The 22,689-nt window shown below is 47.3% G+C and carries 22 protein-coding genes; 10 read left to right on the top strand and 12 right to left on the bottom strand.

Annotated elements, in window-relative coordinates:
- Positions 1–60 precede the first annotated feature (60 nt).
- Both IC229_RS31975 and IC229_RS31970 read left to right on the top strand, forming a co-directional pair.
- The gene (locus IC229_RS31975) at positions 61–1,437 is read left to right on the top strand and encodes a peptidylprolyl isomerase (protein WP_190892547.1); all 1,377 of its coding nucleotides are present in this window, start codon (positions 61–63) and stop codon (positions 1,435–1,437) included.
- A gap of 155 nt (positions 1,438–1,592) precedes the next feature.
- Positions 1,593–2,555, top strand: a complete 963-nt coding sequence (locus IC229_RS31970) for an AAA family ATPase (protein WP_190892545.1) — start codon at positions 1,593–1,595, stop codon at positions 2,553–2,555.
- 92 nt (positions 2,556–2,647) lie between these two features.
- Here the strand turns inward: IC229_RS31970 and IC229_RS31965 are convergent, their stop codons facing one another.
- The 3 genes from IC229_RS31965 to IC229_RS31955 form a co-directional block, all read right to left on the bottom strand.
- Complete coding sequence (locus tag IC229_RS31965) at positions 2,648–2,815, bottom strand: hypothetical protein (protein WP_190892544.1); 168 nt, start codon at positions 2,813–2,815, stop codon at positions 2,648–2,650.
- 58 nt (positions 2,816–2,873) lie between these two features.
- A complete protein-coding gene (locus IC229_RS31960) occupies positions 2,874–3,878 on the bottom strand; it encodes an ABC transporter ATP-binding protein (RefSeq protein WP_190892542.1) in 1,005 nt (334 codons plus the stop codon).
- 138 nt (positions 3,879–4,016) lie between these two features.
- Positions 4,017–5,639 (bottom strand): NADP-dependent glyceraldehyde-3-phosphate dehydrogenase, encoded by a 1,623-nt coding sequence (locus IC229_RS31955; RefSeq protein ID WP_190892535.1) that lies wholly within the window; start codon positions 5,637–5,639, stop codon positions 4,017–4,019.
- A gap of 250 nt (positions 5,640–5,889) precedes the next feature.
- Between IC229_RS31955 and IC229_RS31950 the strand changes: the two genes are divergently transcribed.
- From IC229_RS31950 to IC229_RS31935, 4 genes are all read left to right on the top strand, one after another.
- Positions 5,890–7,341, top strand: a complete 1,452-nt coding sequence (locus tag IC229_RS31950; RefSeq protein ID WP_190892533.1) for an energy transducer TonB — start codon at positions 5,890–5,892, stop codon at positions 7,339–7,341.
- Between the two features lie 71 nt (positions 7,342–7,412).
- Positions 7,413–8,519, top strand: coding sequence for a glycine cleavage system aminomethyltransferase GcvT (gene gcvT, locus IC229_RS31945; RefSeq protein WP_190892532.1), 1,107 nt, complete (start codon positions 7,413–7,415; stop codon positions 8,517–8,519).
- Positions 8,520–8,651: 132 nt separating this feature from the next.
- Complete coding sequence (locus IC229_RS31940) at positions 8,652–9,362, top strand: 2-phosphosulfolactate phosphatase (protein WP_190892530.1); 711 nt, start codon at positions 8,652–8,654, stop codon at positions 9,360–9,362.
- A 63-nt stretch (positions 9,363–9,425) separates the two neighbouring features.
- Entirely contained in the window at positions 9,426–9,821 is a 396-nt protein-coding gene (locus IC229_RS31935; RefSeq protein ID WP_190892528.1) for a hypothetical protein, read from the top strand.
- Between the two features lie 275 nt (positions 9,822–10,096).
- Here IC229_RS31935 and IC229_RS31930 read toward each other — a convergent pair whose 3' ends face one another.
- The 4 genes from IC229_RS31930 to IC229_RS31915 all read right to left on the bottom strand — a co-directional run bounded on the left by IC229_RS31930 (position 10,097) and on the right by IC229_RS31915 (position 14,589).
- Positions 10,097–10,327: an acyl carrier protein gene (locus IC229_RS31930; RefSeq protein WP_190892527.1), complete on the bottom strand. Its 231-nt coding sequence runs from the start codon at positions 10,325–10,327 to the stop codon at positions 10,097–10,099.
- 97 nt (positions 10,328–10,424) lie between these two features.
- Positions 10,425–11,765 carry a TolC family protein gene (locus IC229_RS31925; RefSeq protein ID WP_190892525.1) on the bottom strand — a complete coding sequence of 447 codons (1,341 nt, stop codon included), beginning with the start codon at positions 11,763–11,765 and terminating at the stop codon, positions 10,425–10,427.
- A gap of 2 nt (positions 11,766–11,767) precedes the next feature.
- The gene (locus IC229_RS31920; protein ID WP_190892524.1) at positions 11,768–13,345 is read right to left on the bottom strand and encodes a DHA2 family efflux MFS transporter permease subunit; all 1,578 of its coding nucleotides are present in this window, start codon (positions 13,343–13,345) and stop codon (positions 11,768–11,770) included.
- A gap of 131 nt (positions 13,346–13,476) precedes the next feature.
- Positions 13,477–14,589: an HlyD family secretion protein gene (locus IC229_RS31915; RefSeq protein ID WP_190892523.1), complete on the bottom strand. Its 1,113-nt coding sequence runs from the start codon at positions 14,587–14,589 to the stop codon at positions 13,477–13,479.
- A 177-nt stretch (positions 14,590–14,766) separates the two neighbouring features.
- Between IC229_RS31915 and IC229_RS31910 the strand changes: the two genes are divergently transcribed.
- Positions 14,767–15,246 (top strand): MarR family winged helix-turn-helix transcriptional regulator, encoded by a 480-nt coding sequence (locus IC229_RS31910; RefSeq protein ID WP_317171681.1) that lies wholly within the window; start codon positions 14,767–14,769, stop codon positions 15,244–15,246.
- A gap of 140 nt (positions 15,247–15,386) precedes the next feature.
- On the opposite strand, the gene IC229_RS31905 is transcribed toward IC229_RS31910, so the two are convergent.
- The 4 genes from IC229_RS31905 to IC229_RS31890 all read right to left on the bottom strand — a co-directional run bounded on the left by IC229_RS31905 (position 15,387) and on the right by IC229_RS31890 (position 20,055).
- Entirely contained in the window at positions 15,387–16,199 is an 813-nt protein-coding gene (locus tag IC229_RS31905) for a lytic transglycosylase (RefSeq protein ID WP_190892522.1), read from the bottom strand.
- 67 nt (positions 16,200–16,266) lie between these two features.
- The gene (gene purE / locus IC229_RS31900) at positions 16,267–16,755 is read right to left on the bottom strand and encodes a 5-(carboxyamino)imidazole ribonucleotide mutase (protein ID WP_190892521.1); all 489 of its coding nucleotides are present in this window, start codon (positions 16,753–16,755) and stop codon (positions 16,267–16,269) included.
- Positions 16,756–16,963: 208 nt separating this feature from the next.
- The gene (locus IC229_RS31895; RefSeq protein WP_317171680.1) at positions 16,964–18,286 is read right to left on the bottom strand and encodes a vanadium-dependent haloperoxidase; all 1,323 of its coding nucleotides are present in this window, start codon (positions 18,284–18,286) and stop codon (positions 16,964–16,966) included.
- Positions 18,287–18,531: 245 nt separating this feature from the next.
- A complete protein-coding gene (locus IC229_RS31890; RefSeq protein ID WP_190892519.1) occupies positions 18,532–20,055 on the bottom strand; it encodes a T9SS type B sorting domain-containing protein in 1,524 nt (507 codons plus the stop codon).
- Positions 20,056–20,230: 175 nt separating this feature from the next.
- On the opposite strand from IC229_RS31890, the gene IC229_RS31885 reads away from it, so the two are divergent.
- Both IC229_RS31885 and IC229_RS31880 read left to right on the top strand, forming a co-directional pair.
- A complete protein-coding gene (locus IC229_RS31885; protein ID WP_190892518.1) occupies positions 20,231–21,445 on the top strand; it encodes a DUF3179 domain-containing (seleno)protein in 1,215 nt (404 codons plus the stop codon).
- 97 nt (positions 21,446–21,542) lie between these two features.
- Positions 21,543–21,848 (top strand): hypothetical protein, encoded by a 306-nt coding sequence (locus tag IC229_RS31880; protein ID WP_190892517.1) that lies wholly within the window; start codon positions 21,543–21,545, stop codon positions 21,846–21,848.
- A gap of 110 nt (positions 21,849–21,958) precedes the next feature.
- Here the strand turns inward: IC229_RS31880 and IC229_RS31875 are convergent, their stop codons facing one another.
- Positions 21,959–22,249, bottom strand: a complete 291-nt coding sequence (locus IC229_RS31875; RefSeq protein ID WP_190892516.1) for a hypothetical protein — start codon at positions 22,247–22,249, stop codon at positions 21,959–21,961.
- A gap of 100 nt (positions 22,250–22,349) precedes the next feature.
- Between IC229_RS31875 and IC229_RS31870 the strand changes: the two genes are divergently transcribed.
- Positions 22,350–22,514 carry a hypothetical protein gene (locus tag IC229_RS31870; protein ID WP_190892514.1) on the top strand — a complete coding sequence of 55 codons (165 nt, stop codon included), beginning with the start codon at positions 22,350–22,352 and terminating at the stop codon, positions 22,512–22,514.
- Positions 22,515–22,689: the final 175 nt, after the last annotated feature.

Genomic DNA, 22,689 nt, shown 5'->3' with positions numbered 1-22,689 from the left:
GATCGGTTTAAAATTTGTTAAAACACAGACTGCCTGCCTTTCTGTGCGTATCTTTAGAACATGAAAAAAGTTATCAGTAGTGCGCTCGTAATTTTGGTTGGTTGGGTTCTAACCTCGCCTACCTTCGGGCAGGGACAGGGCATCAGCCTCAATAAGATTATCGCTAAGGTCGATAATTACTACGTGCTACGTTCCGATCTGGAAGAAGCTTATCAGTCGTATGTAGGTCAGAATCAGACTCCTCCGCAAAAATGCCAGATATTGGAAAGCCTGGTTATCAACAAAATGATGTTGGCTAAAGCCGAAATTGACTCAGTGGTTGTAGACGACAAAATTGTTGATCTTGAACTCGACCAGCGCATGCAGTACATGGTGCAGCAATTCGGTTCGGAGAAGAACATTGTGGAGGCTTATGGAAAAAGTCTCGAAATGCTGAAAAGCGAACTGCGGACGCAGGTAAAAGACCAGAAGATTGTCCAGAAAATGCAGCAGAAAATTACGACCGACGTAAAAGTTACTCCTCGTGAGGTTCGTAAATTTTTTGATGCTATTCCAAGAGATAGTTTGCCTTACATGCCCGCCGAAGTGGAAGTTGGACAGATTGTCCGCTTTGCCAAACCTACCAAAGAACAGAAAGATGCGCTCCGTCAACGATTGCTCGACATACGAAAACGTGTCGAAAATGGGGAGGATTTTGGTAAACTAGCCAAAGAAAATTCGGAAGACGTAGGTTCAGCCGAACGTAACGGCGACTTAGGATTCGCCAAACGGGGCATGATGGTGGCTCCTTTTGAAGGGGCTGCTTTAAAGTTGAAACCCAACGAAATGTCAGATGTGGTTGAATCTGAGTTTGGTTTACACCTCATTCAGCTCATTGAAACGCGGGGTGCCGAATATCACGCCCGCCATATTCTGCTACGTCCCGACTATAACCGTCTGGATCTGACCGGACCTACAAAAACCCTGGACAGCCTGCGGAACCTCATCCAGATTGATTCGCTCAAATTCGATAAGGCCGCTCACGATTTTTCGGAAGACAAAGCTACTGCCGATGCTGGTGGTCTGATACGTGATCCACAGACAAACAGCAGCCGACTGCCTATGGACCAGACCATGGAATATGCGTTGTTCCAGATGCTCGACACCATGCAGGTAGGTAGTATTTCTAAGCCTTTGCCTTACCGTACAGAAGATGGCAAAAGTGCGGTACGATTGTTGTATTTTAAGAACAAAACGGCTCCGCATACGGCTGAATACTCGAAAGATTTCGAGAAATTGCAAACCGTTGTTCTTCAGAACAAGAAGAACCGCGCCATCGATGACTGGTTCAAGAAATCGGTTAGCGATGTTTATATAACGCTTGACCCCGAATTTCAGAACTGTCGAATATTTGGTACTACACAGAATAGTGCAGCCAACACAGGCGGGAATGAATGAGAAGTTTTAGGATTATGAAGCGATAGAGTTATAAGGTTATACAGTTTGTAAGCAACATGTCATCCACCTTGCAACTCTTTAACCATACAACCTTACAACTTTATATTTCTATATCGCTACGGCGGACCGATTTACAACCTTATAACTGAATTATTGTGCCTTATACATCAGATGTAGCTGCTGCTGAAGCCCTGACTAGCTCTTACCAGAAACTAAAAAGTGAAATTTCAAAAGTCGTTATCGGTCAGGATGATACCGTTCGACTTTTATTAACGGCCATTTTCTGCCAGGGGCACTGTCTGCTGGTCGGTGTGCCGGGATTGGCTAAAACGCTGCTGATTCAAACTATCGCCAGCGCTCTGCATCTCGACTTTAACCGCATCCAGTTTACGCCCGATCTGATGCCTTCTGATATTCTGGGTTCAGAAACCCTCGATCAGGAACGCAATTTCAAATTCATCAAGGGGCCTGTTTTTGCGAACATCATTCTGGCCGACGAAATTAACCGGACTCCGCCTAAAACGCAGTCGGCGCTGCTCGAAGCCATGCAGGAATATGCGGTAACGATTGCCGGTCAGAAATATGACCTGGGCCGTCCTTTCTTCGTGCTGGCTACTCAGAACCCCATCGAACAGGAAGGTACGTATCCGCTGCCGGAAGCCCAGCTCGACCGTTTCATGTTCAATATTTACCTGGATTACCCTTCGTATCAATCGGAGCTGGACATCGTAAAGAATACGACCTCTGACAAGATATACGACGTACAACGAGTGATCACGGGCGAAGAAATTCGGGAATTTCAACACCTGGTACGTCGGGTGCCTGTAGTCGATAACGTGGTGGAATATGCGGTAAGTCTGGTACATAAAACCCGCCCAAATACGGATAAAGCGTCATCGGATGCTAATCAGTATCTGGAATGGGGCGCGGGCCCACGCGCATCGCAGGCGTTGATTCTCGCAGCTAAATGTAATGCTTTGCTAACAGGCAAATATTCGCCAGATATTGAAGATGTAAAAGCGGTAGCGATGCCCATTCTTCGCCACCGTGTCGTCCGTAACTTCAAAGCCGAAGCCGAAGGCATTTCCGTTGAGCAACTGATTAAGAGAATGTTGTAAAGAGTCGATAGTCAACAGTTGTAAAGTCGAGAGGTTATAGGATTGTAAAAGGAGGGTCAGCCAACCTTATAACCTTTCGACTTTACAACACGTTAGTCCTCGTCGTTTTCTTTATTCGATTTCGCCAGATAATCGTCTTCGCCCATGCCGGTTGAGTTATCGTCAACACCGGTTGGCTTTACGTCCTCAGTCTTTATGCTAACTAATACGTCAGCTTTTCCATTCGGCTCGTCCTTTTCGGTTTGTTCGTTGCGGTTCATAACGTTGTTTTGTTAGTTATCCAAAACAACTACGTCCGGCTGGAATAGTTACTGAAAACTAGTTTTTTACTGGCCAGATTCCACTTGTGGCAATAGAAATAGCTACCTGCTGGCCCGCCTGTAGATCACTACGTTCAGTTAATAGTCGCAGCGATATGTAACGCGATACTTCTACGTCGATTTCGTAATGGCTTCCCTTAAAATATACGGCCCGGATCGTGGCGGGGATTCCTGAATCTGTGAGTTTAATTTGCTCCGGGCGCAGGCATATTAATGCATCCAAATTGTCTGATTCGGGCAAGCCGAAAAGTTGAAAATGCTTGTACTTAACAGTGTTAACCGGGCCAGTCATCCGTGCAGCATAGGCGTTTATGGGTCGATGGTAAACGTCTACCGGAGCACCTGTCTGAATCAGTTTTCCATCACACAGAATACCTAACGTATCGGCAATAGATAACGCATCAGTAGCGTCGTGCGTCACGATCAGGCAGGCTGTAGCTGATCCGTCAATTGTTTCATGACGTATCAGATCGAACAATAAATCGCGGACAATGAGCCGGTTTGGCAGGTCGAGATGACTAAATGGTTCATCAAGCAGCAACACGGCTGGTTTATCGGCAATGGCACGGGCAATGGCGGTACGTTGCTTCTCCCCACCCGACACCTGACGCGGTATGCGGTCCTGTACATCAGTTAACCGGCAAAGTTTCAACAGTTGATTTACCCGGAAATCGCGGTAACTTTTCTCGAAGAAACGTAGTGCGTAGGCGATGTTTTCGCGAACCGATACGTTCGGCATCAATTGGTATTCCTGATGCACCAGCCGAATCGATTCGTGACCTGGCACCAATACTTCCGACGGTCCTTTCACTCGTTCGCCATTAAGTCGCACCTCACCAGAATCGGCATCAGCTAATCCCGCCAACAGATTGAGCAGCGTACTTTTCCCTGAACCACTCGCGCCCACCAGCGCCATGATACGTCCCGGCTCCAGGTTGAGCGATACGTTCCGCACGGCCCGCACATCTGCGTATAATTTGGTGAGTCTGGTTGCTGTTAGCAAAGTTGGTAGGGTGGTTTACTGTTTATTCTTTTTTTGTCATGCTGACGAAGGAAGCATCTTAAAGCATCCTAACTTACAAATAAGGAAATCTTAAGATGCTTCCTTCGTCAGCATGGCAAAAAAGACGAGACTGCTACGTTAAAAAATAAAGTTTGTGCTCAAAAATTCTGACTTGTGCTGGCCCACAATATCGTTTAGAATGGCCTTGTTGGTATCAGTATCTTTAGTGGCGACAACAGTACGTATCGAAAACGAACGTAACGCATCCTCAACCGAAAGCGTGCCTTCTGCCGAATCCTTTCGGCCTGTGAACGGGAACGTATCAGGCCCGCGCTGGCACTGCGCATTGATATTTACCCGGCTCACCTGATTCACCAATGGGTCAATTAATTCAGCAATTTGTTCAGTATCAGTCCCGAAAACGCTCACCTGCTGGCCGTGATCGGACGTAATGATGTAGTCAATCGGCTCTTCGATAGAATCGAAAGGAACAACCGGCACAACCGGACCAAACTGTTCCTCACGGTATAACTTCATACCGTCGGCAACCGGGTAAACCAACGCGGGCGAAAAATACGAACCCACAACCGTACCACCGCCCTCGTTGATTACAGCCGCCCCCTGCCCCACCGCATCGTTGACACACTCAGTGAGGTAGGCTGGTTTCTGCTGTTCAGGCAAGGGCGTCACCTGCGTACCGCTTTCCCAAGGCATACCGGGTTTTAGCTTGTTCAACTCTTCACTGAACTTTGCCAGAAACGAGCCGGCGATGGACCGATGCACCCAAATAATTTTAATAGCCGTACATCGCTGTCCATTGAACGACATCGATCCCAACAGACACTCTTTGACGGCCAAATCTATATCTGCGTTTTCGAGAATAATGCCCGCATTTTTAGCATCCAACCCAAGCACAGCACGTAGCCGATTACTTTTGGGGTGCATTTTTTTGAGACTATCGGCCACCCGGCTCGAACCGATCAGCGTTAATACGTTGATTTTGCCCGATTGCATGAGAGCCGGTACTACGTTGGCGCCCCGGCCATAAATGGTGTTGACAACCCCTTTTGGAAAACACTCACGGAAGGCATCGAGCATCGGGTAGTGCAGCAACGTACCATGTTTTGGCGTTTTGAACAAAATGGTATTACCCATCAGAATAGCCGGAATGAGCGTCGTATAGGTTTCATTCAGTGGGTAGTTGAACGGTCCCATGCACAACACGACACCCAGTGGCGAACGCCGAATCTGGCCAATAATGCCCTGCTCTATTTTGAACCGCGACCCAGCCCGATCAATATCTTTCAGCGCATCAATGGTATCATAAATGTACTCAACAGTCCGGTCGAATTCTTTGGTTGAATCGCCCAGTGTTTTGCCGATTTCCCACATGAGTAGGTTGACAATCTGCGCTTTACGTTCAAGCATTTTACCAACAAAATGCTGCATACACGTAATGCGGTCAGCAATCGACATGGTTGGCCACTCCCCCCGGCCGTTATCGTAGGCCTGCACGGCAGCCTCTAAAGCTTGTTGCGCTTCCTTTTCGGTCGTAACCGGATAACTGCCCACTACGTTACGTTCGAGACCTGTTTTCGTCTGAAAACAAACGGGTGATAAAACATCAACGGTGGGGCCATCCCAGGTACGTAATTCACCATTAATCAGATACTCACGCTGGTGAAGCGGTTCAATACGGTAGGCTTCAGGAATTTGACTGTCATCAACCGGAAAAAGATTGGCTAGCTGTGGTTTGTTCATGGTAATCAAGCAAGTAATAGACGAAACGGCGGCAAACGTCGGGATTCATTTGGCAAAATCCAACCCAACTGATTGGATTCTAAATTTAATCTGCCACGTTGCAAGTCTACGATGTGATCTGAGAGGTAGCTTCCTGTACTCTCATGATCAAGGAATAAAGTGGACGTTAGTAACCGGATTTTATTTCTGACCCTGGGCAGTAAAAACACAGTTTATATACTTTGTTAGACAATACAAACACATTTCATAAATGAACTTCCAATTACTCTCGTTTCTGTTTCTTTTCACACTATCTGCCCTTGCCCAAACTCCTGCTTTTCAACAGTTTGAAGTAGATAGCGCGGCTGAACCAAGATGCGGTACAGCTTTTTTCAATACGTTTATTCAAACTAATCTCCGCAAGCCTGTATCGCTGGAAGCTAAAGGAATCGGTGGAACTGTAATCGTCAATGGGGTTGTGGAGCCCAACGGTACCCTGTCGAACGTAGCAGTCAGTAGAGGTTTTCGTCCTGATTGTGATCGGGAAGCGTTACGTGTTTTCAGCCTGTTTAATGCGTGGAAACCGGCTCAGAAAGCAGGAAAAGCAGTACGCCAGCAGATAACCATACCGATTGTATTTAAGCCAAATGTGGCTTTTACGTACCTAAATGGGAAGCGAATAGTGTTTTTCACGAAAGATGGTAAAGCGACCAATGCCGACAGTACGTTAGCCCAGTTCAAGCAAGTTTCGCAGGTCGACTCAACGGGACTTCCAACAGGAGACGTAGTGGTTTATGAAGCGAAAAATAAAAAATGGAAGGAATATTACCGATTGGTCTTCACTACAGAGAAATACACTAATCCTTTCTGCAATTCCTGCCAAACGATTGGAAATCAAAACATTCGAAAGCAGTGGCAGGGTGATGTATTTGTACTGGATGGTACGGGAAAACGTATCAGACAAACTTATTATGATGAAGGTAGCCCTACGAATACTGATGTAATGTACTACCCTAATAGCCTGATCGCCCAAAAGAAAGCGGATACGGGCGATCGAGTAAATTTCCTAAAATGGTATGCTAATGGTCAGATTGAGCAGATCAAAACGCTTGATAAACCAAAATCATTTACTACAGGTACGCTCGAACAGATTGTTGCCGTCTGGGACAGCACAGGTAAGCAAACGGTTATAGATGGCAATGGATATGCTACGTATCAGGAGCAGGTAGTTTCGAATAACGACACCACGAAGCATACGATTTTTGTCGAAAAAGGCACCTACGCAGCCGGTGTCAAACAAGGAATCTGGAAGGGTTATTATACTGATGGGTCTTTCTTTTATGAAGAAATGTATGAAAAGGGAATCTTTCAGGGGGGCAAATCAAAATCGAATCAGGGTGATACGTTGCGGTATACGCAACTAGAACAAGTACCTGAATTTCAGGGCGGAATGGCTGAGTTAGGTAAATTTCTCTCCACCAATCTCAGCTATCCAGTTGACGCGCAACGTGCTGGTGTTCAGGGTAGAGTGTTTGTCAGTTTCGTGGTCTGTACAGATGGTACGTTGTGTGACTACGAAATCCTGAAGGGTGTTCAACCCGATGTAGATCAGGAAGCGCTACGTGTCGTTAAAAGCATGAATGGTAAGTGGAAACCAGGCTTTCAGCGCGGTAAAGCAGTGCGGGTTAAGTACAATCTGCCGATTAACTTTAGCCTGCATTAACGTAGTTCAAAAGTTAGACGGATTGAAACCTAGGCATCTGTTTGTAACTTTGCCGACTAACTTCCGCTTACATGTCGCTAAAGCAGGTTCCTCTTCATCACATTCATCAGCAGTTAGGCGCGAAAATTGTGCCGTTTGCGGGCTTCGAAATGCCCGTCCGTTACACCTCCGATCTCGACGAACATAACACCGTCCGCAATGCCGTTGGCATTTTCGACGTCTCGCACATGGGCGAATTCGTTCTCAAGGGCGAAGGCGCATTGGGACTGATTCAGCGTGTGTCGGCAAACGATGCTAGTGTGTTGTTTGATGGCAAAGTCCAGTACAGCTACCTGCCCAATGGTCGGGGCGGTATTGTTGACGATCTGGTCATCTATCGAATCAGCGACCTTGAATATATGCTCGTAGTCAACGCGTCGAATATAGAAAAAGACTGGAACTGGATCAGCCAGTACGCGTCTGACTATGACCGCAACGGCGGACCGGTTACGTTGACTAATATCTCCGACGATACGTGTCTGTTTGCCGTACAGGGACCAATGGCGGCTAAAGCGTTACAATCGCTCACCGATGCCAACCTGGAATCGATGAGTTATTACACGTTCGAAAAAACTGATTTTGCCGGATGCGCCAATGTAATCATCTCGGCAACAGGGTATACCGGAGCTGGCGGTTTTGAGATATACGTGGCAAATAACCAGGCCGAGACCGTCTGGAACGCCATTATGAAAGCCGGAGAACCGTATGGTATCAAACCAATTGGCTTGGGTGCCCGTGATACGTTACGTCTCGAAATGGGCTTTAACCTATACGGCAACGACATCACCGACGAAACCTCTCCTATCGAAGCGGGTCTGGGTTGGGTAACGAAATTCACCCACGATTTCATCGATGCCGACGTATTGAAAGCGCAGAAAGAACAAGGTGTCCCGCGCAAAGTAGTTGGTTTTGAAATGATTGACCGGGGTGTTCCGCGTGGCCACTACGAACTCACCGACGCTGATGGAAACTTAATCGGCGAAGTAACATCGGGTACACAATCGCCCACACTGGGCAAAGGGGTCGGCCTGGGATACGTTCAAACGGCCTTCAGCAAACCCGGCACCGAAATCTTCGTTAAAGTTCGCGACCGGCTCTTAAAGGCGCAGGTTGTTAAACTCCCATTCGTTAAAAAATAACCGCACCGGCGTCCCGGCGGGATTTAGCTGATTTAAGGATTTACACGATTTTGTTTTTCGCTTCTTTAAAGCGCCTTGATCGTAAACAAAATCGTGTAAATCCCTAAATCCGTTAAATCCCGGTTCAGATATATGAAACAAATTGACGTTTGCTTAACTCCTGATTTACTTTACCTCCACACCGTTGAAAATACAATCGTCGTAGTTGCCGATGTGTTCCGTGCTACGTCGTGCATGGTAACGGCCTTTGCTTATGGGGTTAATAGTATTATTCCTGTCGCGACGATAGAAGAATGCCAGCAGTTGCAGGAGCGGGGCTATCTGGCCGCTGCCGAACGTAACGCCCGTAAGGTAGAAGGCTTTGAACTCGATAATTCGCCATTTACGTATATGGACGAGCGCATCCGTGGAGCTAACGTAGCGATGACTACTACTAATGGTACGTTAGCCATTACCCGCTCGCGATCTGCGGTGAAAGTGCTGGTTGGGTCGTTTCTGAATCTGGACGCTATTGTTCGCTACCTGAAAACCGAAGGATACGACGTAATGGTACTTTGCGCTGGCTGGAAAGGCCGTGTTAATCTGGAAGATACACTTTTTGCCGGCGCGCTGGTCGACCGGCTGAAAGACAGTTACGCCATGGCCGAAGATAGCGCCATTATGGCATGGCGATTGTATACGCAGGGCAAAGATAATCTGGTGGGCTATATGGCCAATGCGTCGCACATCCGACGCCTTCAGCGATTAGGCATTCAGAAAGACATCACCTACTGCCTCCAGCACGACCTTTACGACGTAGTACCGGTGTTACGTGGTAATGCGCTGGTAAGCATGGAAGTTTAATAAGAAAATAATCCTGGAAATAATGTTGATTTTTGTATATTCATCTATACAAAGGTTAACGCTATGAAAAAATTATTCGGAGTTTTAGCCATTGCATATTGGCTGAGTTTGTCTGCCAGCGCCCAGTCGCTCTCTCCTGCCAAAATTCACATTTATAATGGCATTGCCGGCATCCCTATTGAAATCAAGACGATACTTAACGAATCAACTCCACTACGTATCAGGTCGCGTACGTGGACAATTATTCAGACTAATGGAGACAGTTTAGGCTTCGTAATCAACAACAAACCTTATTTTCTTCATTTCGAGTCTGGTAAACAATACTATTTTGTGGCCCAGATAAGCCAGGGGTCTCATGTGGTCATCACAGAGAAGTCGGAACGGGAGTTTATTCTGACGGCAACTATCAGTTCGGCGAAAGGACCTGAAGAGTATAACTTATCCCGAGTCAATAATTAATGGGTAAGTGAACGTATTGCTGACGCGTGGGGCTTCGACAGGCTCAGCCTAACAAGTCAGCTCGACTCATGGACTTCAAGGGCCTGTCAGGTTGAGCCTGTCGAAGCCCCACGCGTCAGCAATACGCTCCAAATCAGTTGTTTAACCTAATGCTTACTCATAACTCACATTAATTAGGCAAGGTAGTCGAATTCATAAAACCGCCGAAGGAAAGCCTGACTAGCTTTCCTTCGGCGGTTGGGTTATCGAAAAGATGTACTTACAAAAACGGTAACTCAGGCGATAGCTTGTTCCGCTTCCAGATACGTTAATACACCGTGCATAGTGGTTAATTTAAGGTAGTCCTCGTCGGGAATGCGGATACCGAATGTTTGCTCCAGTTGCATTATTAAATCAACACTGTCGAGGCTATCTAAACCCAGGTCACGGGTGAAATGGGTCTGTTCCGTAATAGCCGACTCGGCTACACCAAATTGTTTCAGGATCTCAATCACTTGCTCTTTCATACCGTGCTGTTTCCGTTTAGTTTCAACCTCCTATACGCTTATACAATTCGTTTTGTGGTCAGTTTAGTATATACGTTGCTGAAATTTTAACAACTTTTTATTGTCCGACCAACGTATCACCCAACAGCCGTTTCAACTCCAACTGATTTAGCAGCAGTTGATATTGAAAATTGAGACGTCCCAGTTCAGCTTCTTCTACGCCCGTTTCGGCACTTTGCAGCTCTACATTGGTAATGACCCCGTTACGTAGTCGGGCGTTGGCAATTTCAAGCGCTTTTTTCGATTGCAACACCTGTGTTTCGAGGTTGGCAAGCCGGGTCAGGTTGCTACGTATGTCAGCATTTAATTGGGCGATACTCTGCCGAACCTGCGCATTCGCATTCTCGACCGCATATCGGCTGGCGTTCAGGTTTAGCTGAGCCGCCTGACTCTGCAACTGATATCGTTTCCCGGAATAAATCGGCACTGCCAACGACACGCCAGCCGCAATGTTGAATTTGGGCGTATTGATTTCGGGAAGATATCCATTTCGAAATCCCGCCGATCCCGAAAAACTCAAATTTGGCCGACCTGCCAGATTATTCACTACAATATCGGTTTCAGCCTGCCGAACGCGATCCTGCGCCAGTTGAACGTCTTTATTACCGGCTAATGCTGTTTGGGCATCGTTAGCCAACACAAAAGGCTGCATTGTTACGTTGTTTCCGGCGGTTTCCAGATTAAACTGCTTTACGGCTCCAGAAACGTCAGGACTGGGATTACCAGTCAAATACGTCAACAAGGCCAATTGCCGCTCCAGTTGATTCTGAATCTCAATCTTCCGGTTTTGGGCTACTTTCACCCGCACTTGTTGAGTCAGTACGTCATATTGCAGCGCATCGCCATTTTGCAGACGTGTAGCCAGCAATTGAACATTAGCCCCTGCCGTGTGAATCACCGAATCCTGCACGCTCAGACTACGTTGCAGAAAACCAATGCCGTAGTAAGCAGCCGCTACCTGATAAGCCAGATTCTGCTGCGAAATTTCAAGACTCCGACGTAGCACCTGTACGTTATCAGCTGCCTGCTGCACCGACGCGTGCGTGCGGCCCCAGTCATAAATCGTTTGCCCGACGCCAATATTGGCGTTCACATTGTGATTAGGCTGAAACTGAAGCGTCCGGTTGACACCATCGACTGGCAACGTAGCTTGCGCTACTGGATTAAGATACTGGTACAAAGCCGTACCCGATACGTTGGGTTTCATAGCCGTACGAGCAATATCAGTACGTAGTTCACCAGCCCGAATCTGTTCCTGCTGCTGTTTCAGCACAGGATAATTCGTGTTAGCCTGCTGAATCAGTACCCGCAAATCATCGGGAAGTTGTATTGGTTGTGGCTGAGCATGAACGAGTCCAATAGCCAGCCAGAACAGTGAGATAAAAAGTTTATTTTTCATTGTTAGTGCGCGGAGTCGGCTACTGCTTTGGCAGCGGCTGCATCCATTTTTTTGCTTTTCAGTAAAAACAACAGTGGGAACGACACCACGAAAAACAGCCCCGCCAGTCGGAACGTATCGAGGTATGAGATCATTAAGGCCTGCCGCGAAACAATCAGGTCGAGGTTTTTGTAGGCACCTGATACGGCATCAATTGCGTTGACGCCTTTAGCGACCAAAGCTTGCGTCATGGCATTAATACGTTCCATGCTAAGCATTTCGCCTGGTTGCAGGTGCGATACCAGATCGCCCCGATGAACGGCGGTACGTTGTGTTACGTAGGTGTTCGTAATGGCAACTCCAAAGGCTCCACCAATCTGCCGCATCATGTTTACAATGGCAATACCGGTAGGTAGCTGGCGCGGTTCGAGCGTCGATACCGACTGATTAATAAGCGGTACGTTAAGCAGTGCCAGACCGATGCCCCGGATAATTAGTGGGGTAATGAAATCACCGGTTGTCGCATTCATATTCAGCATTGACATCAGGAAACAGAACGTAGCAAATGCTACGTATCCACCACCTGCGATGAGTCTCGGCGATACACCCTTCGCCAGCATCCGGCCCGTAATGGCAAACATTGGTAGCGTAATTAAACCACCAGGAATGAGGAGTTTACCAGTCTGTGTAGCTGTTAGTCCCACGATACGTTGGGCGAATAAAGGATATAACAAGACTGACGTAAACAGGCCATAACCCACCACCACAACCAGAATGGAACCAATAAACAGGTTCCGGTTTTTCATCACCCGCAAGTCGACGACGGGCGCTTTGGTTCCGCGCAATTCCCACCAGATGAAAGCCGGGATGGCAAAAGCGGCTGCAATAGTCAGGTATAAAATTGCACTACTGTCAAACCAGTCGTCAGCTTCGCCCCGCTCTAATACGTATTGTAACGCACCGATCCCAACGGCTAACAACAGGATACCAATCTGGTCGATGGGAATTGCCTTACGATCGATGTTTATTTCGTCTTCTTTTTTGTCGATATAAACCAGGCTCAGAATGACGGCGATAATACCAATTGGAATATTGATATAGAACATCCAGCTCCAGTGGTAATTATCGATAATGTAGCCGCCTAACGTTGGGCCAAGCGTGGGACCGAGCACGATTCCCATACCAAACAGGGCCGATGCAACGGCCCGCTGCGAAGGCGGAAACGCATCATACATCAATCCCTGAGAAGTTGACAGTAAGGCCCCTCCCCCAACGCCCTGCAAAAAACGGAAGAAAACAAGCGTCCATAAATCGGAGGCAAATCCGCATCCGTAGGAAGCCAGTGTAAATAATATAATTGATGCGATGTAGTAATTCTTGCGTCCGAAATACCGCTGCAAAAAGCTCGTCATCGGGATCACAATGACGTTGGCGATGGCATAGGACGTAACAACCCACGATACGTCTTCGATTGTTGCGCCCAGATTGCCGGCAATGTCATTCAAGCCAACATTCACAATGGACGTATCAATCAGTTCCATGATGGCGGCCGAGACTGCGGTAATCACCACAATCCAACGGCCAAATCCACTTTGTTTCATTTTAAGGAGTTGTAATGTTGTAGGGTTATAGAGTTATAGGGTTGTAATGTTCAGTGCGTCAGTACCGACAAAAAACCTTACCTCACAACCATTTAACTCTACAATCACAACGGCGGACCGTTTTATAACTACTAATTAACTACCCGTACTTCGGCATCTACGCTTAGACCAGCACGAAGCTGATTCTTGTATTTTTCCGAATTGAGGATTTCGATACGAACGGGTACGCGCTGAGTGATTTTCACGAAGTTACCTGAAGCGTTATCAGCAGGAAGAAGAGCGAAGCGGGCTCCAGTGGCTTCGGAGAGTGAGGATACACGACCTTTGATGTCGAGGTCTGGATACGCATCGAGTTTAACATCAACTTCCTGGCCGACCTGCATTTTTTCAAGCTGGGTTTCTTTGAAGTTCGCCACAATCCAGAACGTAGAATCGGCTACGATGGTGAACAGATTCTGACCGGGTTGTACGTACTGACCGGGTACTACGTTCTTACGACCAATTTTTCCGGCAATCGGTGCGGCAATATGTGCGTAACCAACTTTCAGTTTAGCGTTATCAATCGTAGCCTGTTTTAACTTAAGTACTGCCTGAATTTTCTGGATGTTGGCTTCGGCTTTGGCGATACCAGCCTGCGCTACGCCCTGCGACGTTTTGGCCAGCGTAATCTGCTCTACGTTCGCATTGTACTGACGATTCTGCACTTCGGCGTTGTTCTGCGAATCTTCCAGTTGCTTCTTCGTCAGCGACTGTTCTTTATACAAATTCTGGTCGCGTTGCAAATCCTGCCGCGATTTATCACGTCGGGCGGCCTGCACCTGCGCATTCGACTGCGCTACACGAGCGTTCTGTGCTACGTTACGTGCGTTGGCCTGCGCGGTTTGCAAATCGGCCCGAGCGTTCTGAAGGTCGGCTAACGATTGCTGATAATCAGCTTCGGCCTGCGCCAGTGCTACGTCATATTCCTGTGGATCAATCGTTATGAGTTGTTGCCCCCGTTTTACGGTCGCATAATCATCTACGTTCACCGCCGTAACGTACCCAGCAACACGGGCCAGTACGGGCGCGGAATTCCCTTCAATCTGAGCGTTATCAGTTGACTCATAATGTTTGCCGTGTTGATAGGCCTGATAGCCAAAATATCCACCAACCAATAATACCAATACAATAATAATTCGGGGTAGATAAGTGCGAATACTACTTTTCTCTTCTGTAGTTGCCATTTCTTGTGTCAAGGTTGCCATGTGTTCGGACGTTTTATCTATACCGGTCAGGTGGTACAGAACCTATTATATAGTCAACTTGTTTGACTAGTGATGCAAAAGTAAACTAGGTTGACTATAAAGTCAAGTAGGTTGACTATATTTGTACAATCTTTTTAGTAAGATTGTTTCGGCATCCTTTATTTTGGTTGAATATTCGTGGAAACAGACAAAAAAACCTTTGATTTTGCTCAATTTCGGCTCATTCGGGAGCGTTCGGTAGGGCGTTTATTCTGGCGGCTCAAGCGATTTACAGGTGGTTACATAGAACCACGTCTGCACGCGCTTGGTTTTACTGATTTCAAAATGAGTTACTTAATGTTCCTGTCGAATATTGAGGAAAACGGCATTACCAATAATGAATTAGCCAAACGAGCCTGCGTAACCAAGCAGATGATGAGTAAGATAGTGGGCTTGCTGGAAGATGAAGGCTACATCTACACACAGAAAAACCCGGCCGATTCCCGCTCCAGCATCATTTTTCTGAACGAACGTGGGAAAGCATTATTTGTAGCCCTTGAAAATTGCATGAATGAGGCTCGTGCAAAATTCGACGCTATTGTTGGGCACGAACGCATGGAGCAGGTTATCGATACAATGGCCGAGCTCGTTACTAAATTAGAGAACGAAGAACAATGATTTGATAATTTTAATTGACTGCTGTTGCTTAGTCAGCTGTTTTAAAGCTATATAAAAAAGAACCGCAGTTCCATGTCATCCGCCGGGCGATTCGCTCAGGCAAGAACATGGAACTGCGTTGGCAATCAGTCTGAAACAACTTATTGTTTGTCAGGGAAAGGAATAATGAGCTTCTCCCCTCTTGTGGCAATATCTTTCTGGCGTTTGTTGGCACGCATGATTGCTTCTTTACTGACGCCGTATTTCTGCGCCACAACCCGCAGTACGTCACCCGGCCCAACAGTGTGAACGGCCATTACCTTTACGTTTAATTTGGTAACGCCCGCTTTCACGTCCGACTCCGAAACCCCCGGATTCAATTCTTTTAACGTACTGATTTTCATATTATAGCGAGTAGCAACACCATAAAAGGTTTCGCCAGCGCCAACAGTATGTGTATTGGTTGAACCACCCGGATTAACGGCGACTTTTTCGACAATGGGTTCCGGCTTCGGTTTTTCAACCGGTTTTTCTTCTTTCGGCTTTTCAACGGGTTTTTCCTCCTTAGGCTTTCCCTCCTTAGGTTTCTCCACTACGGGCTTCTCGTCAGGAGCTGGTTTGCCACCAGTGGTTTCCCGGTTGTCTGCGGCCACATCTTCGGCTTTTACGTTGGCTTCTTCAGCGTCGGCGGGTGGAACTGCCTGCGATAAGTCGACAGGAGCAGGCGATGATGACGTATCGACTTCTTCGGGTGCCATCAGCACATCCTGGTCATTTTGCGCCAATGGCTGCTGCGACAATGTATCGAGTGCTACGTTCGTCAATTCATCCGATCCGTTCGTATCGTCTTTCAGGTAATCGTACCCGATATAGAGTAAAGCGGCAATCATCCCCACCAATACGGTCAGCGTAATAGCGGGCAGACTGGAATTACCAGGGTAGCGAGGATTGGCTGTGCGGGTTTCTTCTTCCATGGGTTAGTTAAAAAACAGGGCGTAGCGAGTGGGTCGAATAATGGTAAAGACGTAGTAAATAGGATATTTATTGTCCATTATTCGTGAGTTGACGGCTCATATCGGCCACTTTTTCTTTGAGTTCTTCTTTAAATTGATCGAGTCGGCTGGCAACGGTTTCATCAAATGTACCTACAATCTGAGCAGCGAGAATACCAGCATTTCGCGCACCGTCGAGCGCCATTGTAGCGACCGGTACACCGGCTGGCATCTGGAGAATCGACAACACCGAATCCCAGCCATCAATTGAATTAGTGGATTTTACAGGAACGCCAATCACAGGAAGGGTCGTGAGTGAGGCAACCATACCCGGCAGATGGGCAGCCCCACCGGCTCCGGCAACAATTGCCCGTAAACCTCGGCTACGGGCGGTTTTTGCATAGTCGACCATTTTTTCGGGAGTACGGTGCGCCGAAACAATATCCATTTCCCATTTTACCCCCAATATTGTCAGCACGTCAGCAGCCTCCTGCATCACCTTTCGGTCCGAAAGGCTACCCATAATAATACCTACCATTCAAATGAATTAACTTGACTCTCTGCGAAATAACGGAGATTAATGCAGATTCGCTCATGCTTACAGCTAAATTTTGTGCATTTGGCCATTCGCTCGCCGTTTTTGGCCCGTGATTTGATAATACTACGTCATTTTACTCGACAAAGCTGGATTTTTGTTCGTATTGATACGTCGGTTTACTACGTCCGAATCATGCAGATTACACGCTTTAATGCCAACGTAACGCATTGATATTGTTGGCGATTTTAGTGCCTTCGCCCAGGCCGACTTCATTATCCTGACGCGTATGAATACCTCCCAGCAACCGCGATTCAGCGCATTCTTTGGCAGATTCCCAAAACGACTTATAAGGTCTGGCTTTATAGATAAGTGTATGGTCCGTAAAGGTCGGCATGTATTCCGTATAATTTTCCGACGTAGGGGCACCGTCCGGCAATTTGTTCTTCACCTGATACGCTAGCATGGGGCGCGACGTATGCGTATCGTCGACAAAGGCGAAATTATCGCCAAACATAGCGGTCAAGACGGTAGCCGTAGCGGCTGACTGAACCGCGTGACCCGAATAAAATGCGGGAAAAGGTGGCTCAAGAAAAAATGGCTCCCAGGGATTCCACTGGGTTTGCGGATCGACCGAAGCCCGGATGTACGTAGTGGGCCGTTCTACATTGAACGAAAATTTGGTTTTCCAACAATTAACAAACGCATCGGCAACTGCCATGCCCACCTTTGCATAAGTTTCGGCTGCTTTCACTAAATCGGCCTGGGTCTTACGTATGGCAATTGTTGCCAGATTATAGGAGTGACCCGGAGGAGCATACGTTTCGGAAGGGTCGTCGCTCCACCACATGACTATAGTCCGGTCCTCATCGGTCAGTATTTTTTTGCGTTCGAAAACTTCTTTATAATGCTTGTAATACTGGCTGGCCGTGTCTTTAGAATAAGGGAATGGTTTTGGGACGGGAAGTCGACCATTTTGTGCGGAAAATGTCCGGTTCTGACCCCAGTTTGGGTGCAGCGGAAACTTGCTTGACGACTGTCCATGATACGGTGGAATCCAGTACCCCTCGCCCCTTGGCCGTTTATACTCATAAGGGAAATTACGTTGATATGCCTCATGGCCTCCGTCGCTTTTCGACCACTCGAAAATGGCAATGGCCACAGCTTCACCGAATTTTTCGGAACGTTCTACATCTTTGGGTTTGAGGCCAGTTGCATACCGATCGTGAATATACTGTTTCAGTGAGTCGATGGGCTTGATTCTTCCCGTATAGCCATACAGCGCTTTGAGCATGTAGGCTTGTCCGGCATTCAGCGCCAATTCCCAGCATATCGATTTCCGGCGTTTGGGCTTAGGTAAGGAAAGGCCAGGTGATAACTTTCGGGCGACGGAGCGATGACCAGGAGCTGCGTAAACTACAGTCTCATACATGGTTAAGCCTAGATAGCCAATGGCCCTCGAGCCGTAAGTAGGGCTATTTTTCTTGGCTTTTTTCACTACATGCAGCGTCATATCAGCCCAGGCAGTTGCCACTTCATTAGATTTTATATTCGTTTTTTTTTGCTGACCCTGTACAGAGATGGATTGACTCAGGCAAACTCCAAGTATACCAGTTAAAACAACAAGCCTCATTACGACTATAATTTGTTACAGTATGCTTTATCATGTAACAAAAAGCTTGCCAGTTACCTATTAAATCATACTGTTTACTTATTGCTTAACTTTTAGGACGCAATGGGGAAACGAGCAAGCGATTTTCACTCATTGACTTGACGTTATTAACGTAGTAACAGCAGTTGGCCCTGATCCTGTTTGGGAATAATCTGTTTCCCCAGTTTTTGCTGATAGTGAATACTCCAGGCATACACCTCTGATGAACAGCTCTCTCCATGATACGTCCCGTCCCACTGAAACGGTGCAGCAGTTGTCTGAAAAATCGCTTCGCCCCAGCGATTGAAAATCGTTAATGACGTAATGGTTATATCTCCGCAGGCGTAGGTTAAAAAAGTATCATTCTGCCCATCGCCATTCGGAGTAAAAGTAGATGGAGCATACAAAACACAGTCGCAGGCACCGTACGAAATCACCACCGAGTCGGTTACAGTAGCACAGGCGTTACGTACACTAGCCCAGAATACGCCTGAGCTATTTACGGTACGTTCCGTTTCGGCGAACTGGTCGTGCCAGGTAAATTTCCCTTCGGTAACCGTCGGCCTGATGACAAACGTTTGTGCGCCACAAAGCGCCTGATCGGCCCCTAATTCTAACGCTGGAGGAGGAATGTAACGAACCTGAATGGTATCGGTAGCCACGCAATTGGCCTGGAATACCTGAACACTATATTGCCCCTCCTGCTTAACGGAAAGTTGATTTTGTACACTACCATCCTGCCAGCGATACGTTGTTTTCGGCTCAGGCGGAACGGTTAACGTAACGGTTTGTCCATTGCAGAGCGTAGTATCGGCTCCCAGATCAAAATCGAGTGCGTACGTGATACGTATCGTATCGGTGAGAATCTTGCAGGGCGTTGTCACTTTTACCGAATACGTTCCCGCTTTGGCTACTCGCAACGTAGCGTTCGTGCTCCCATCGTTCCAAAGGTAATCCGTTGCTCCGGGCGTAGTGGCATTCAATGGCAAGGTTGCTCTGCGGCTGCAAAGTGTTGTGTCCTTGCCTAGATCAAGGTTGATGGGCACCACGGTTACGTCGTCAATGAACACGTAGTAAAATCCCAGCATGGGTGGCGTCTTGAAAAAACTCCCAATGGTTAGGTATTGCTCATTGCCATTAGCTTCAACAACACCTGAAACACGTTGCCACTTTAGCGAAGGTATATTGGCTAGATGATCCAGAACCTGTGGCCGTACGGTGAACATCTCGGTTGTGGCCGTAGCCGTTAAGGGCTGTGTCGACAGGTGAAGTCCGAGCGTTTCGGTCAGGTACTTATTCGGTGTATCAGTAGCTACATACATCTCAAGGTAGTAGCACTTTCCGGCTTCCAGCGGCTTCAACAGGCGAATGCCCAGATACTCACCCCAGCCGCGATCAAAGAATAAGCGGGCCAATCCCGCCCCGGAATGTGGTGGCAGAATCATCTGCCCCGTCTGAAAACATTGATGGTAAAAATCAGGCGTTGCGCGATTGGGGTTATACCAGGGAATAGCTTCCTGAAGAAGATTGTCCAGTCGCGGGCAGTTACGATACGTTTCGAAGCTACTATTGGGTACAAGATTCTGGCTCCATACGGTTCCGCACAGGAGTGTAACGAACGTAATGATTAGCCAGATAAATCTTCTTTGCATAGGTTCGGGATTCGCTTCAGGAAGGGAATTCAGTCATTAAAGTTGATCCCAAAACTGTACAAAATCATCACAAAACTCGCTTTTATTAAGGAAGTTAACGAAAATAGTGCGATAAGCAATTTGTGAACTAACTACATTTGCCCTGTAAACCCCACCTTAAACTTATTCGATTTCGATGAAGCGTCCGTTTCTCTTATTTTTTATTCTGACTTTACTATTAATACTCTTCGAAATTGCCCGTGTCTATTTCATCATGCCTTTTCCGGGAAGCCAGCTCGGGCTCGACGGTACGTCTGCGCAGGCATCGCTGGGACAGGTAGAATTGGCCTATTGGCTCCATACAAACGGTGTTTGGCTACGAGTGCTTGGACTGCTGCTCCTGGCTTATCCAGCGTTTCTGGTCATTTCTAAACCGCGCCAGACGTGGCAACGCTACGTGGCAGGATTACTACTGATTGTTTATGGCGGAGTGCTGTACATGGTCAATCAGGAAATGATGGCCGACCATATGTTTCTTCAGCCTAGGCACAAACAGGTAGTGCCCCTGAGTCAGAATAAAATTTCCCTGGATAAGCTCGTACTAGGTTTTGCAGCAGATGGGCAGGCAACGGCCTACCCGATTCAGTTAATTGGATACCACCATCAGGTGCGCGACACGGTTGGCGGGCAATCCGTCATGGTTACGTATTGCACCGTTTGCCGAACTGGACGTGTGTTTAGTCCGGTTGCGGCTGGAAAAACTGATGAATTTCGGCTGGTTGGAATGGACCATTTCAATGCCATGTTTGAGGATAAAAATACGGGAAGCTGGTGGCGGCAGGCTACGGGCGAAGCCATTGCTGGACCGCTACGTGGTCAGACCTTACCTGAATTATCGGCCCGGCAGATGACGCTACGTGAATGGGCCGCCGAACATCCCAACACGCGCGTGTTGCAGGCTGACACTACGTTCGCTACCGAGTTTTCTCAAATGAAAAACTACGAACGCGGTTTATCGAAAGGGAAATTGACCCGACGGGATTCGGTTTCCTGGCAACCAAAATCATGGGTGATTGGTGTAGAAACTGGCAATCACACTAAAGCCTTCGACTGGAATCAGCTTCAGGAAAAACGTATCATGAGCGATGCGGTTGGATCAGAACCCGTATTGGTAGCGCTTTCGTCTGACAACGTATCGTTTGGAGTTTGGAGTCGACGTATCCATAGTAGATTACTCACGTTTCACTACGTTGCCGGACAGCTCATCGACCTGGAAACACGTTCACAATGGACCTGGCGAGGACGTAGTGTTTCTGGTCCGTTAGCCGGAACGCAGTTAACTGCAGTACCGAATGCTTATCAGGAATTCTGGCATTCCTGGCATTCGTTTCATCCTGATACAGAAATATAGCCGTACGTTGCTTTCTATTTGGCAAGTAAAACCTGTCTGGGTTTGAATAAATGTAAATTCCTTCGTAACTTCCATACATGTTTTAGGCACGTGGCGTATGGAAGTTACAATTTACGGTAATAATAGCTCCCTGGTAAAACAGTTACTAATCATTTATACGATTGAGCTGACCTGCGAGTCACATACTGAAATTTTCCGGCAGGCATTGAATTACATGCCCCGTTATCAGCCAGGCGATGTTCTTCAATTCAAAACAGGCAAGTTGAGCAAGGAACGATACGTAGTAGATCGAGTGCTCAATGATATCATTGCCAGCAGTAAAGTGCGTAGAGATAAGCCGATACCCGCGTTTGAGAATGAGATTCACGTCATCCTAAGGCCGGAAACGAGACAGAGCGAGTAGTTCACCGTTTTTGCTACGTTGCTATGACGTATATGTTATGTAGCAGTGGAACGATAATTCGATACGTGGTAACCAAAAGCCCCGCTCAGTAGAAGGCGGGGCTTTTGGTTTTAGCTATTGGTTTTATTTTTCCTCTTAATTTTGCGCTCTTTTCGAGACTCTTTGCTCATGGTTTGACTCACGGGCTGAGTTGTCTGGTTTCCATAAGAGGTACCGTTGTCTGCGCCAACAGCCCCTTTGGCATCTGAAGTACCCTGGGGAGAAGCGGAGCCGTTAGTCCCATTTCCAACACCACTGTTTTTAGTGGTTCCATCAGTAACAGGAACTGTGTTTTTGTTCTGGGCTTGAGCACTCGTTAAAGCGGCCAGCAGGATAGCGCCCATTATTAGCATTTTCTTCATACGTTCGTTGAGTAAACTGGTCAGAACAACTAAACTCAAAAATGCGGTCGGTGAATTTGTTTTGTGTACAAGCGGCCCTCTTCGAGGCTTGTTTGTACAAATGAATCGAATTCCTTTACGTTCCCATCACCCTGCTATCCATGCTGGAAGTAGTCGGTTAGAGAAAGCCAATCAGTACTACCTGATTGGTTTTCTGGAGGGCGTACTTCCGCTTGATCATGTCATTGATGGGGAGGGTTCGGGTAGAATCCCGGTAAACATGTAAGTAGGTTCCCAGGGAAGCCGAGTTGAACTGGTTGGGCAACAGCAAGGTCTGAGCCTTTACCGCAAGGTTTATGAGAGTACTACTAAGCAATAGTGGGGTTTTAAGGGGTTAAGCAAAAGTAATGGTGTATTCTTGACCGACCTGACTTAGAATGCGCTCGACCGCTTTGCGCAGG

This window comes from Spirosoma profusum (genome assembly GCF_014699005.1).
Lineage (GTDB): Bacteria > Bacteroidota > Bacteroidia > Cytophagales > Spirosomataceae > Spirosoma > Spirosoma profusum.
Note: the sequence above shows the minus strand (reverse complement) of the source record. Positions and strands in the feature narration are given on the sequence as shown.

Excerpts from the sequence above, each read along its gene's own strand:
- IC229_RS31975 (WP_190892547.1), top strand. The coding sequence starts at position 61 with ATGAAAAAAGTTATCAGTAGTGCGCTCGTAATTTTGGTTGGTTGGGTT.
- IC229_RS31965 (WP_190892544.1), bottom strand. The coding sequence starts at position 2,815 with ATGAACCGCAACGAACAAACCGAAAAGGACGAGCCGAATGGAAAAGCT.
- IC229_RS31955 (WP_190892535.1), bottom strand. The coding sequence starts at position 5,639 with ATGAACAAACCACAGCTAGCCAATCTTTTTCCGGTTGATGACAGTCAA.
- IC229_RS31950 (WP_190892533.1), top strand. The coding sequence starts at position 5,890 with ATGAACTTCCAATTACTCTCGTTTCTGTTTCTTTTCACACTATCTGCC.
- gcvT (WP_190892532.1), top strand. The coding sequence starts at position 7,413 with ATGTCGCTAAAGCAGGTTCCTCTTCATCACATTCATCAGCAGTTAGGC.
- IC229_RS31940 (WP_190892530.1), top strand. The coding sequence starts at position 8,652 with ATGAAACAAATTGACGTTTGCTTAACTCCTGATTTACTTTACCTCCAC.
- IC229_RS31935 (WP_190892528.1), top strand. The coding sequence starts at position 9,426 with ATGAAAAAATTATTCGGAGTTTTAGCCATTGCATATTGGCTGAGTTTG.
- IC229_RS31930 (WP_190892527.1), bottom strand. The coding sequence starts at position 10,327 with ATGAAAGAGCAAGTGATTGAGATCCTGAAACAATTTGGTGTAGCCGAG.
- IC229_RS31925 (WP_190892525.1), bottom strand. The coding sequence starts at position 11,765 with ATGAAAAATAAACTTTTTATCTCACTGTTCTGGCTGGCTATTGGACTC.
- IC229_RS31920 (WP_190892524.1), bottom strand. The coding sequence starts at position 13,345 with ATGAAACAAAGTGGATTTGGCCGTTGGATTGTGGTGATTACCGCAGTC.
- IC229_RS31915 (WP_190892523.1), bottom strand. The coding sequence starts at position 14,589 with ATGGCAACCTTGACACAAGAAATGGCAACTACAGAAGAGAAAAGTAGT.
- IC229_RS31905 (WP_190892522.1), bottom strand. The coding sequence starts at position 16,199 with ATGGAAGAAGAAACCCGCACAGCCAATCCTCGCTACCCTGGTAATTCC.
- purE (WP_190892521.1), bottom strand. The coding sequence starts at position 16,755 with ATGGTAGGTATTATTATGGGTAGCCTTTCGGACCGAAAGGTGATGCAG.
- IC229_RS31890 (WP_190892519.1), bottom strand. The coding sequence starts at position 20,055 with ATGCAAAGAAGATTTATCTGGCTAATCATTACGTTCGTTACACTCCTG.
- IC229_RS31885 (WP_190892518.1), top strand. The coding sequence starts at position 20,231 with ATGAAGCGTCCGTTTCTCTTATTTTTTATTCTGACTTTACTATTAATA.
- IC229_RS31880 (WP_190892517.1), top strand. The coding sequence starts at position 21,543 with ATGGAAGTTACAATTTACGGTAATAATAGCTCCCTGGTAAAACAGTTA.
- IC229_RS31875 (WP_190892516.1), bottom strand. The coding sequence starts at position 22,249 with ATGAAGAAAATGCTAATAATGGGCGCTATCCTGCTGGCCGCTTTAACG.
- IC229_RS31870 (WP_190892514.1), top strand. The coding sequence starts at position 22,350 with ATGAATCGAATTCCTTTACGTTCCCATCACCCTGCTATCCATGCTGGA.